Source organism: Methylophaga thiooxydans DMS010, from assembly GCF_000156355.1.
In the GTDB taxonomy this organism is placed as follows: Bacteria; Pseudomonadota; Gammaproteobacteria; order Nitrosococcales; family Methylophagaceae; genus Methylophaga; species Methylophaga thiooxydans.
The window spans coordinates 67,796-79,757 of the sequence record NZ_GG657887.1; the positions used below are offsets into that span (position 1 = coordinate 67,796).

Annotated in this window: 12 protein-coding genes and 1 riboswitch; of the genes, 3 read left to right on the plus strand and 9 right to left on the minus strand. The window is 46.5% G+C overall.

All coding sequences use genetic code 11. The features are described 5' to 3' along the window. Positions 1-27: 27 nt before the first annotated feature. The 3 genes from ahcY to MDMS009_RS02645 all read right to left on the minus strand — a co-directional run bounded on the left by ahcY (position 28) and on the right by MDMS009_RS02645 (position 3,449). Positions 28-1,338 carry an adenosylhomocysteinase gene (ahcY, locus tag MDMS009_RS02635; RefSeq protein WP_008290260.1) on the minus strand — a complete coding sequence of 437 codons (1,311 nt, stop codon included), beginning with the start codon at positions 1,336-1,338 and terminating at the stop codon, positions 28-30. Positions 1,339-1,351: 13 nt separating this feature from the next. Further along, positions 1,352-2,515, minus strand: a complete 1,164-nt coding sequence (metK, locus tag MDMS009_RS02640) for a methionine adenosyltransferase (protein WP_008290300.1) — start codon at positions 2,513-2,515, stop codon at positions 1,352-1,354. 94 nt (positions 2,516-2,609) lie between these two features. Beyond that, a riboswitch (S-adenosyl-L-homocysteine riboswitch) is annotated at positions 2,610-2,688 on the minus strand. Positions 2,689-2,747: 59 nt separating this feature from the next. Then, a complete protein-coding gene (locus MDMS009_RS02645; protein WP_043887859.1) occupies positions 2,748-3,449 on the minus strand; it encodes a M48 family metallopeptidase in 702 nt (233 codons plus the stop codon). 78 nt (positions 3,450-3,527) lie between these two features. Here MDMS009_RS02645 and dusA point away from each other — a divergent pair, with 78 nt between their 5' ends. Continuing rightward, positions 3,528-4,511 carry a tRNA dihydrouridine(20/20a) synthase DusA gene (dusA, locus tag MDMS009_RS02650; RefSeq protein WP_008290273.1) on the plus strand — a complete coding sequence of 328 codons (984 nt, stop codon included), beginning with the start codon at positions 3,528-3,530 and terminating at the stop codon, positions 4,509-4,511. Here dusA and MDMS009_RS02655 read toward each other — a convergent pair. Then, the gene (locus tag MDMS009_RS02655; protein ID WP_008290296.1) at positions 4,508-5,290 is read right to left on the minus strand and encodes an ABC transporter permease; all 783 of its coding nucleotides are present in this window, start codon (positions 5,288-5,290) and stop codon (positions 4,508-4,510) included. The two genes, dusA and MDMS009_RS02655, sit on opposite strands and share 4 nt — an antisense overlap. Then, positions 5,287-6,210, minus strand: a complete 924-nt coding sequence (locus MDMS009_RS02660) for an ABC transporter ATP-binding protein (RefSeq protein WP_008290294.1) — start codon at positions 6,208-6,210, stop codon at positions 5,287-5,289. The genes MDMS009_RS02655 and MDMS009_RS02660 overlap by 4 nt, the downstream gene beginning before the upstream one ends. Positions 6,211-6,285: 75 nt before the next feature. On the opposite strand from MDMS009_RS02660, the gene mutH reads away from it, so the two are divergent. After that, positions 6,286-6,957: a DNA mismatch repair endonuclease MutH gene (mutH, locus tag MDMS009_RS02665; protein WP_008290259.1), complete on the plus strand. Its 672-nt coding sequence runs from the start codon at positions 6,286-6,288 to the stop codon at positions 6,955-6,957. Positions 6,958-7,015: 58 nt separating this feature from the next. Then, entirely contained in the window at positions 7,016-8,314 is a 1,299-nt protein-coding gene (locus MDMS009_RS02670; RefSeq protein WP_008290268.1) for a diguanylate cyclase, read from the plus strand. A gap of 9 nt (positions 8,315-8,323) precedes the next feature. On the opposite strand, the gene prmB is transcribed toward MDMS009_RS02670, so the two are convergent. From prmB to hxlA, 4 genes are all read right to left on the minus strand, one after another. Further along, positions 8,324-9,250: a 50S ribosomal protein L3 N(5)-glutamine methyltransferase gene (gene prmB, locus MDMS009_RS02675; RefSeq protein WP_008290311.1), complete on the minus strand. Its 927-nt coding sequence runs from the start codon at positions 9,248-9,250 to the stop codon at positions 8,324-8,326. After that, a complete protein-coding gene (gene leuC / locus MDMS009_RS02680; protein WP_008290298.1) occupies positions 9,247-10,653 on the minus strand; it encodes a 3-isopropylmalate dehydratase large subunit in 1,407 nt (468 codons plus the stop codon). The genes prmB and leuC overlap by 4 nt, the downstream gene beginning before the upstream one ends. Positions 10,654-10,795: 142 nt before the next feature. Then, positions 10,796-11,335 (minus strand): 6-phospho-3-hexuloisomerase, encoded by a 540-nt coding sequence (hxlB, locus tag MDMS009_RS02685; RefSeq protein WP_008290270.1) that lies wholly within the window; start codon positions 11,333-11,335, stop codon positions 10,796-10,798. Between the two features lie 11 nt (positions 11,336-11,346). Next, on the minus strand, positions 11,347-11,962 hold a 616-nt coding region (gene hxlA / locus MDMS009_RS02690; RefSeq protein WP_154646954.1), incomplete at its 5' end, for a 3-hexulose-6-phosphate synthase.

Genomic DNA, 11,962 nt, shown 5'->3' on the forward strand with positions numbered 1-11,962 from the left:
AACCAGCCCATTCTACCTCAAAGGATATTAATACCTGTAATGCTCAGGCTTGTAAGGACCATCTTGGTCAAGACCAAGATACTTAGATTGGGCATCCGTCAGTTTAGTCAGGTTAGCACCAATACGACCCAAGTGAAGTTGCGCGACTTTTTCGTCCAACTTCTTCGGCAAAACGTAGACTTTATTTTCGTAGTTCGCACTGTTTTGCCACAACTCGATTTGTGCCATGACTTGGTTGGTAAATGAGGCTGACATCACAAAGCTAGGGTGGCCAGTGGCACAACCCAAGTTAACCAAACGGCCTTCAGCCAACAAGATGATGCGTTTACCGTCAGGGAAGATAACGTGATCCACTTGTGGTTTGATGTTTTCCCACTCATATTGACGCAAAGAGGCGACATCAATCTCTGAGTCAAAGTGACCGATGTTACAAACGATAGCTTCGTTTTTCATCGCCAGCATATGATCATGGTTGATGACATCGATGTTACCGGTGGTGGTCACAAAAATATCGCCCATGTTAGCTGCATCATCCATGCTGACAATGCGGTAACCTTCCATGCTGGCTTGTAGCGCACAGATAGGGTCGATTTCAGTTACCAAAACGGTGGCGCCCATACCGCGGAACGCTTGAGCACAGCCTTTACCGACATCGCCGTAACCTAAAACAACACAGATTTTACCGGCGATCATGACGTCAGTTGCGCGCTTGATACCGTCCAATAAAGACTCACGACAGCCATAAAGATTATCGAATTTAGACTTAGTCACAGAGTCATTGACGTTAATCGCTGGCACTTTTAATGAACCCTCTTTCATCATTTCGTAGAGACGATGAACACCTGTTGTGGTTTCTTCTGACAGGCCTTTTACATCTGCCAGCAATTCTGGGTATTTATCGTGCATGATCTGAGTCAGATCACCGCCGTCATCCAGAATCATGTTTGGACGCCAGTTGTTGGGGCCAAGAATTGTTTGCTCGATACACCAAACGGCTTCTTCTTCCGTTTCCCCTTTCCAGGCAAATACGGGAATGTCTTGATCGGCAATGGCAGCGGCTGCGTGGTCTTGTGTCGAGAAGATATTGCATGAAGACCAACGGACTTCTGCGCCTAATTCAATCAAGGTCTCAATCAACACCGCGGTTTGAATTGTCATGTGCAGACAACCGGCAATACGAGCCCCTTGCAGTGGGTTTTTGCCAGCGTATTCTTCACGTAACGCCATCAGTCCGGGCATTTCGCTTTCAGCAATTTTAATTTCCTGATGGCCCCATTTGGCGAGGCTGATATCAGCAACTTTGTAATCAGGGTCGAGATTTTCAATAGCAGATTGCATGGTAATTCCTTAATTATTTGAGACCGGCGGCATCACGTAATACGTCAGCCATATCGGTTTTTTCCCAGCTGAAATCAGCATCTTCACGACCAAAATGGCCATAAGCTGCAGTTGGCTGGTAAATAGGTTTAATGAGGTCAAGCATTTTGATTAGACCGACCGGGCGAAGGTCGAAATGCTCTCTGACCAGAGCCACAAGTTGATCTTGGGCGATTTTGCCGGTGCCAAAGGTTTCCACACTGATAGACGTGGGTTCAGCCACACCAATGGCGTAGGAAACCTGGATTTCACAACGGTCAGCCAAACCCGCAGCAACGATATTTTTAGCTACATAGCGGCCAGCATAGGCAGCACTACGATCCACTTTTGATGGGTCTTTACCTGAGAAAGCACCACCGCCATGACGCGCCATACCGCCGTATGTATCAACGATAATTTTGCGGCCGGTCAGACCAGCATCGCCGACCGGACCACCAATAATAAATTGGCCGGTTGGGTTGATATGGATTTGGGTTTTAGCCGTCAGCCACGCTTCTGGTAAAACAGGTTTGATGATGTGTTCCATCACCGCTTCCTGTAAATCTTTTTGAGAAATGTCCGGGCTGTGCTGGGTAGACAAAACAACCGCATCGATGCCCACCGGTTTGCCATTTTCGTAAGCAAACGTCACCTGACTTTTGGCGTCTGGACGTAACCAACTCAGCTCACCACTTTTGCGAATATGTGCCTGACGTTTGACCAAACGATGAGCATAGGTGATGGGGGCAGGCATCAGTACATCGGTTTCATTACTGGCATAACCAAACATGAGGCCTTGGTCGCCGGCACCTTGGTTTTCTTCAGTATCACGGTCAACCCCCATCGCAATATCGCCAGACTGTTTGCCAATTAGCGACATAACAGCACAGGTCTGACCGTCAAAGCCGACATCAGAGCTGTTATAGCCGATATCAGTAATGGTTTTGCGAACGACGTCTTCCAAATCGACCCACGCCGAGGTGGTGATCTCACCAGCGATGACAGCTGCACCTGTTTTGATTAAGGTTTCGCAGGCTACGCGAGCACGAGGGTCTTGACGCAGGATTTCATCCAGAATCGCATCTGAAATCTGATCGGCAACTTTATCCGGATGTCCTTCGGATACCGATTCAGAGGTGAAAAGATAATTACTACTCATAGTCAACTTCCCCAATACAATGTGACTTAGGTGTTGATAGTGGGTTTTGGTGAAGGTGTAGCAGTTGTCACGCCCATTACTATCAGTTACCTGTTAATAATGAACGCAGTTTAAAAATCTCGACGTGAATAAGCCTAGCAGGTGAATAACCTGTTGCAGCGTTCCTTATTCAAGTTGCATATAGTAATCGATACGGAAAAAAATACAAGCTTGGCACTTACTTAGGTAGCTGTCAGTGCATGCTCAGACTGAGTTGATGCCCGTTATTTTTTAACCACGCTCTATGGACTTTATAGTGCGGACAAAAGTTCTCAACCAATTGCCAAAAAGCAGCGGAGTGGTTGTGTTGTTTGATATGACAAAGTTCGTGAATGATAACGTAATCGATCACCGCTTTTGGTGCCATGATCAGTTTCCAGTTGAACTGAATATCGCCAACCCGGGTGCAACTTCCCCAGCGTGCTTTATAGGTTTTCACGATGATACTTCTCGGGAGCAAACCCGTCACCTCAGAAAGCGCTCGGCAACGCGCCATCAAATGCTGTGTTGCCTGTTGTTGATACCAATCAGTGATGTGTTTGAGGATTACCGCTTGCGACGGGGCTTTATTTTTTAGATCAACAAGCAATGATTGCTTAGTCAGCTTGACTTGGTTAGCCGTACTGTCTGGAATGATCGAAAGATAAACCTGCTGTCCCATAAGCAACAATGGTTCACCCTCTGTAAAGAGTCTTTTCTTTGTGGCAGGATGCGCCGCTAGTTTTTGTTGTATCCATGCGGTCTTTTGTTGGATAAAGCGTTCAGCATGGTGCACTGCCATTTTGGCAGGCATACGAACAGAGACCTCGCCATTGGCCACCGCCAATGCCAACGTCTTACGTCGTTTGCTACGAATAATGGCGACCCTGAAACCGTCACCGTGAATATGCGTCATAGAATAATTTTGGCGAATAAGCAGATTTTTAGCCAGTGATTTGAGAAAATACTGAGTCAAATTAAAAACATGAAGCCTATGTCCGCCAAAATTTCCCTGAACGATGCGAGAAAACTCTCTGTAGCACCCATGCTGGATTGGACCGATCGTGATTGCCGTTACATGTTACGACTTATTTCCCGGCACAGTCTTCTGTACACCGAAATGGTCACAACAGGTGCCCTGATTTATGGCGATAGAGATCGTTTTCTTGCCCATGAAGCCTTGGAGTATCCGCTGGCTTTACAGCTTGGCGGCTCGGAACCAAACGATCTCGCGCAGTGTGCAAAAATGGGGGAAGACGCTGGTTATGATGAGATTAATCTCAACGTAGGTTGCCCCAGTGATCGGGTGCAGTCTGGTCGTTTTGGTGCTTGCCTGCTGGCTGAGCCCGATGTCGTGGCTGAGGGAGTGGCTGCCATGCAAAATCAGGTCAGCATTCCGGTCACGGTTAAAACGCGGCTAGGCATTGATGAACACGATAGTTACGAATTTCTTACTGATTTTATTAAAAAGGTATCTGCTGCTGGTTGCGACACCTTTATTTTGCATGCCCGCAAGGCATGGCTGAAAGGTTTAAGCCCTAAAGAAAATCGTGATGTACCGCCGTTGAATTATGATCGCGTGTATCAGGTAAAACAAGATTTTCCGCATTTACATATCGATATTAATGGCGGCATCAACACACTGGAAGAAGCACAGCTACATTTACAGCATGTTGATGGCGTGATGATGGGCAGAGCGATTTACCATAACCCTTTTCTGCTGGCACAGGCGGATGAAGCGATTTTTGGTCATGATGCCAGTGTGTTAACACGTCATCAGGTGGTTGAAGCGATGTTGCCATACATTGAAAAACGCATGGCGCAGGGACGGCCGTTAAAATCAATCACTCGTCATATGCTGGGCGTGTTCCAGGGGCAAGCCGGTGCCCGACGTTGGCGTCGCCACATTAGTGAAAATGCGCATCTGCCGGGTGCGGGTATTCATATTCTGCAACAAGCATTGGATTTGGTCGATTAGTTACGCAGCCCCGTGCCTTTATTTAATAAGTACAAGGCAAAACTGGTCAGCAGTACGATAAATAGCAAAATGATGCTAAATGCAGCGACAACGGGAATGTCTGACACACCCAACATACCGAAACGAAATGCATTAACCATATAAAGAATTGGGTTCAGTAGCGACACGTTCTGCCAAAACTCAGGCAACAGGCTGATCGAATAAAACACACCACCTAAGTAAGTGAGCGGTGTCAGAATGAAGGTGGGTACCAAAGATATTTCATCAAAGCTACGTGCGTAGATTGCGTTGATAAAGCCGCCCAATGCAAACAAGATGGCACTCAGAATCACCATACTAATGGTGATAGCGATATGCTCAATGGGCAGGTGAGTGAAAAATAATGATACCAATGTCACGATCACACCGACACATAAGCCTCGCGCTGTTCCGCCGGCGACATAACCTGCCAGAATCAGATAATTAGGGATTGGCGCCACGATCAGTTCTTCGATGTGATTTTGAAATTTAGCACTGAAAAAGGATGAGGCAACATTCGAATAGGCATTATTGATTACCGCCATCATGATGATGCCGGGCACGATGTACTCCATGTAACTAAAGCCACCCATTTCACCTATCCGGCTACCAATCAGATTACCGAAAATGATGAAATACAGCGTCATCGTAATGGCTGGCGGCAGAATGGTTTGTGGCCAAATTCTAAAAAAACGACGAATTTCTCGCGTAACTAAGGTCGAGAAGGCGATCCAGTGCCGTTGTCTGCGTGTTTGGTTCATGATGCTTGCTCAGTGGTTTCAACGAGGTTTAAGAACAGTTCTTCCAATCGATTAACCTTGTTTTTCATGCTCACGACTTCTACCCCGTGCTTGCTCAATAATTCGAAAATACTGTTCAGTGAGTCACCGCGTGAAAGCTCCACTTCGATGGTCGTGTCATCAACGTGATGATAGTCGAGGCCATACAGTTCGATGGTTTGAAGCAAAGGGTATTTCAAATCAAGCACAAAGGTTTCCTTGTCGAGCCGGTTTAATAACGACTTCATATCGGTATTTTCAACAATTTCGCCCTTATCGATGATGGCAATATTCCGACACAGGTTTTCAGCTTCTTCCAGGTAATGGGTAGTCAAGATAATGGTCGTGCCTTCTTTGTTGATACGACGCAGGAAGGTCCACATAGAGCGACGTAATTCAATATCGACCCCTGCGGTGGGCTCATCCAGGATCAACAGTTTGGGTTTATGCACTAACGCTCGAGCAATCATCAGACGACGTTTCATACCGCCGGATAATGCGCGGGATGGGGTATGGCGTTTTTCCCATAACCCCAGTTGTTTGAGCAACTCATTCGCACGCGGCTCAGCGTCGCTGGCGGGCATACCGTAATAGCCTGCTTGTGTAATCAGAATGTGCTTGACCTGCTCAAAGCCGTTAAAGTTAAACTCCTGTGGCACCAGACCGATATAACTTTTGGCGAGTTCGGCATTCTCGTCGAGGTCGGTGTCAAACACGTTAACGGTACCGCTAGTCTTGGTGATCAATGAGGTCACCACGCCGATGGTGGTTGATTTACCGGCACCATTTGGGCCGAGTAAGGCAAAAAAATCACCTTGTTCGACATCCAGACTGATCTGTTCCAATGCCTTGAAACCATTACCATAGGTCTTACTGAGATTATTAATAGATAAGGCTTTCACAGCGCCACTCTTCAAGCAGAATAAAGGACGCTAGATTATCATGTCCGATGCGTTAATGAGAATTTGGAAATATAGATGATAGCTATCCCACCACCAGATACGCAGCATGAATTAATACGCCGCTGCCAGCAATTAGCAGGCAAAACCCTAGGCCAGGTCGCTGCCGAACTTGGCGTGGTCGTGCCTGATGACTTACGTCGCCACAAAGGCTGGGTAGGGCAGCTATTAGAAAATTACCTTGGTGCGGATGCGGGTAATCAGGCTGAACCAGACTTCACCCGACTTGGTATTGAGTTAAAAACCCTACCCTTGAATGCTAACGGGCAGCCCAAAGAATCTACCTATGTGTGTACGGTGACATTAACCGAATCGGGCAATATGCAATGGCAACAAAGTTGGGTGAAAAAGAAACTGGCGCATGTCTTGTGGTTACCGGTTGAGGCTGAATCGGCGACGGCGCTTGCACAGCGTTATGTAGGTCAGGGCTGGTTATGGCAGCCAACTGTTGAACAAGAAAAAATCCTGCGACAAGACTGGGAAGAGCTGATGGATCGTATTGTGCTGGGAGAACAGGCCGACATTACAGCAAAAGAAGGTCACTATTTGCAGATCCGACCCAAAGCGGCTAACAGTCGAGTGATGGCGAAAACGCGAGGTGATGAAGGTGAGGCAACATTGATTAATCCGAAGGGGTTTTATTTACGCACCGCATTTACCCGTGAATTACTCGCGACACAGTTCAATTAATGATAACGTTGCCAATTGTACATGGATGACATAGTTATATAGGAAGCAGTGAGAGCAAATGTTAAACGCACTGGTAGTAGATAGCTCCAATTATTATTGTGGGCAGTTAACAGACTTGTTGGTAGCAGCTGGATTTGAGGTGGAATCTGCTCGGACAGGAGCGGAAGGGTTAGAAAAAGCTCAACAAAACCGCTACCGACTGGTGTGCTGTTCCGATAACCTCAAAGACTTTGCGAGCAGTGAGTTTTGTAGTCAATTGCGTTCGTTGAATGGCTATGAATTTGTAACCTTGCTGGTGTTAACTGAGCATGATAATGCCAAGAGCTTGAAACAAGCCTTGCTGGCGGGTGCTACCGATATTTTCAGTAAACATGATATTACCGAGATGGAAACCTATCTCACCCGTATCAGTCAGCGTGAGTCACGTCAGCTATCGGGTCGTGTTTTGTTTATCGAAGACTCGCGGGTTTTGCAGACTATCATTATTGATCTACTCACCGATATGGGGCTGGATGTTGATGCCTATAACTACGCGGAAAGCGCCTGGGATGCGTTTCAGAGTGGTGACTATGATCTGGTCATTACCGACATTATGCTGGAAGGTGTCATGAGCGGGATTACCTTGGTGCGTAAAATTCGGCGCATGCAAAGTGAATATGGCAATGTGCCGATTATTGCCACGTCTGGCTTTGACAATCTGTCACGTAAAATTGAGCTGTTTCATCTTGGCGTTAATGACTATGTCTCAAAGCCAATCGTGCGAGAAGAATTACGGCAACGCGTGTTTAATCATGTCACTAGTTACCAGACCCTAAGAGAACTCAAAACACAGCAGAAGTCACTTTATAGCTTAGCGATGCTAGACGAGGTCACGGGCTTATTTAACCGTCATGCGTTACGCGAATTCGCTGGTAAATATTTCAGTGAGGCCTATCGTTTTGGCCGTACTTTGAGTGTGGCAGTGATGGATATCGACCACCTCAAAAAAATTAATGAAGACTTCGGCTTCGAACGTGGTGATGAATTGTTGGCCGAATTTGGTGCTTGGCTAAAACGTCATGTGCGTGATGTTGATATGATTGCCCGATGGGCAGGGGATGAAATAATCTTTATTTTACCCGGTTGTGATTTGGTCGCTGCCAATGGTTTGTTGGAAAGAATGCAGACGCGTTTGCGTAAAATCAGACCGGCGGGGTTACCGATTTCAGTCAGTGTCGGCGTGGCAGAATTACGTAAAACAGAAAAAGATACACTCAATAGCCTGTTTGAATTGGCAGATAAAGCGATGTATCAGGCGAAAATGGCAGGCAGAGACTGTGTTGTCATGTATCGTGAAAAAGAACCGCTCACCGAATAATTGAGCTCATTATCTATATCGTTGCTGAAACTCAATGCACTGCGCTTTATCTAGCATGAAGATGCCATGGCCACCTTGTTCAAAATCAAGCCATAGGAACGATGTTTCCGGCCACTTTTCATCAACAGCCACGTCGCTATTACCGACCTCGACAAATAACAAGCCGTCATCGGTCAGGTAATCTGCAGCGTTGAGCAAAATTTGTTCAACTAAAGCTAGGCCATTATCTTCGGCCTCAAGTGCCGAAACTGGCTCATGACGATATTCTTCGGGCAAACCGGCCATTTCATCCGCGCCCACATAAGGTGGATTACTGATAATTAAATCATATTGATTTGCGGGCTCTAGCGATTGCCAGCAATCTGATTGAATGCTGCGAACCTGATCGTTTAGCTGATGTTTGTTGATATTAATATCGGCAACGGCTAACGCATCATGACTGATATCAACCGCATCGACGTGTGCGTTTTCAAATGCCATTGCCAGCGCAATCGCAATACAGCCACTGCCAGTACATAAATCAAGAATCGCTGACACATCATCAGGATTGCTCAGCCACGGCTGAAACTGTGTGTCAATGAGCTCAGCAAAGGGTGAGCGGGGGATTAATACCCGCTCATCAACAAAAAACGGTAATCCTGCAAACCACGCCTCGTTAATTAAGTACGGTAAAGGAATCCGTTGCTCAAGGCGTTTTTCTATCAGTAACAGTAAGGACTGTTTTTCTGCGTTGGTTAAGCGTGCATCCAGAAACAGTTCTGGCAATTCATTTACTGGGAGTTTTAACGTGCTGAGAATAAGCTGTGATGCTTCATTAAATGCATCGTCATGACCATGCCCATAAAACAATCCCGCTTGAGTGAAGCGGGATGTTGTCCAGCGCAAAAAATCGCGCAGTGTTTTCAGCTCTTTTTGAGCAGCGAGGTAATCGGTCATGTGTTATGCGTGATATCAACAAAGTGACCTGCAATTGCCGCTGCCGCTGCCATTGCTGGGCTTACCAAATGGGTTCTGCCGCCTTGTCCCTGACGACCTTCAAAGTTTCGGTTTGAGGTTGATGCACAATGCTCACCGGCTTCCAGACGATCCGCATTCATTGCCAGACACATAGAACAGCCGGGATCTCGCCATTCGAAACCGGCTTCTATGAAGATCTTATCCAAACCTTCCTGTTCGGCTTGTTGTTTTACCAGGCCTGAGCCGGGAACAACCATGGCTTGTTTAACACTGGCAGAGACTTTGCCGCCTTTAATAGCGCTGGCGGCTTCACGTAAGTCTTCAATACGAGAATTGGTGCATGAGCCAATAAAGACGCGATCAAGATGAATATTGGTAATCGCTTGTTTTGCTGATAGCCCCATGTACTTGAGCGCTTTTTCCATACCGTTGCGTTTGACTAAATCTGTTTCCACTTCTGGGTCCGGCACGTTCGCGGTGACGGGGACCACCATTTCAGGGGATGTACCCCAAGTAACTTGTGGTTTGATATCTTCCGCTTTGAGCACAACGACTTTATCGAAAAAGGCGCCATCATCAGAGTGCAAGTCAGACCAAGCAGTAACAGCGCTATCCCAGTTTTCTGTTGTCGGTGCAAACGGCCGATCTTTGAGGTAGTTAACCGTGGTGTCATCAACGGCAATCATGCCGGCACGAGCACCCGCTTCAATGGTCATATTACAGACCGTCATACGACCTTCCATGCTCAACGCTTGAATGGCTTCACCGGCAAATTCAATGGCGTAACCTGTGCCACCGGCGGTGCCAATTTCACCAATAATGGCGAGCACGATATCTTTAGCCGTAATGCCAGGTTTGACATGACCTTCAACGCGAACCTGCATATTCTTTGATTTGCGTTGGATAAGGCATTGCGTTGCCATTACGTGTTCGACTTCTGAGGTGCCAATACCAAATGCCAGTGCGCCAAAAGCACCATGGGTTGAGGTATGCGAATCACCACAAACAACGGTCATGCCGGGCAGTGTTGCGCCTTGTTCCGGTCCTACCACATGCACAATGCCTTGACGGACATCATCCAAACCAAATTCGGTGACGCCAAACTCAGCGCAATTCTTGTCGAGTGTTTCAACTTGTAGTCTGGAAATCGGATCAGCGATACCTTTATCGCGATCAGATGTCGGAACATTATGATCCGGTGTTGCCAGAATAGAGTTCAAGCGATAAGGAAGACGGTGAGCCAGACGCAGACCTTCAAAGGCTTGCGGTGAAGTGACTTCGTGAACCAGGTGACGGTCGATATAGATCAGCGCAGTGCCGTCTTCATCGGTGCGTACAACATGTTGTTCCCAGAGTTTATCGTAGAGCGTTTTGGCTGACATAGGTCTTCAAGCTAATAAAGTAAATAACAGTTCATTATACCCTTTCAATGCCAGAAGCTCTATCAGCCTGATCAATAGACATAAAAAAACGGGCAACCCAAAAAAGGTTACCCGTTTATTTTTTTGCTAGGGAAAAAGGTGGTTATTCCATATTAGCGTGTCTATATTTCATTTCTTCTTCTGGAATGCCTTTCTCATGGATAAGATGAGAAACGATCGATTCCAAGAAAATCAATGTAGACAACTCAAACATGGTACCCATCGGCATGCCCTTTGTAGGAGCAAAGCTGTCATCGGTACCGATTTGAATTGTTTTATCCGCCATATCACCGATCGTTGAACTTGATTTTGAGCAAATCAAAACCACTTTAGCGTTCTCAGATTTAGCTTTGTTCGCGAATGAAACCAGCTGAGTTGTTTCACCTGAACCCGAGATAACGATCAATAAATCGCCTTCACGGATGCTTGGTGTGCTGATTTCACCTTGAACATATACGGTGTAACCACTATGCATCAACCTCATACCAAGGAAGTTACCTACCAGTTTTGAACGACCCGCACCAGTGATGAAGATGCGTTTCGCATCATCACACATAGCAACGAATTCAGATTCAAGAGAGCTGTCAGTAGCACCAAGAATATCAGTGATTTTGTTTACAACTAGATCACGATGCATTGTCATTTTTCTATCCCTTATGCTGCGTCAACCAAAGCGCGCAGTTCTTTAGCAGATTCTGCTGGAGAAGGTGCACCGTAGATTGCAGCACCAACTACAACGATAGCAGCGCCAGCTTGAACTGTGCTTTGGATGGTGTCTTTGTTGATACCACCAGCAACAGAAACTTTAACATTCAGACCCAAACCAGTGATGGTTTTCAGATCTTCGAATGGAGTTTGACCAGCTGCTTGCGCGTCCAGACCAGTGTGAACACCGATGATGTGTGCGCCGTTTTGTGCTGCTTCTTTAGCAACTGCAACTTTATCTTCAACACCGATCAAGTCAACTTGAGCTTCAGCGTTGTTAGCGTTTGCTGCTTTGATAACACCGTTGATGGTAGCCATGTCAGAAGCACCCAGAACAGTTGTGATATCACCACCTGCTTCAAAGAAAGGAGATGCTTCGTATTCGCCAGCGTCCATTGTTTTCAGGTCAACCAGGATTTTCTTATCTGGGTGAGCTGCTTTCAGTGCTTTAACCAGTTTCAAACCATTGTATTTAATACATGGTGTACCGATTTCCAGGATATCAACGTAAGGGGCAACTTGTTCTGCCAGTGCCATTGTTGCGTCGAAGTCCAGTGAATCTAAT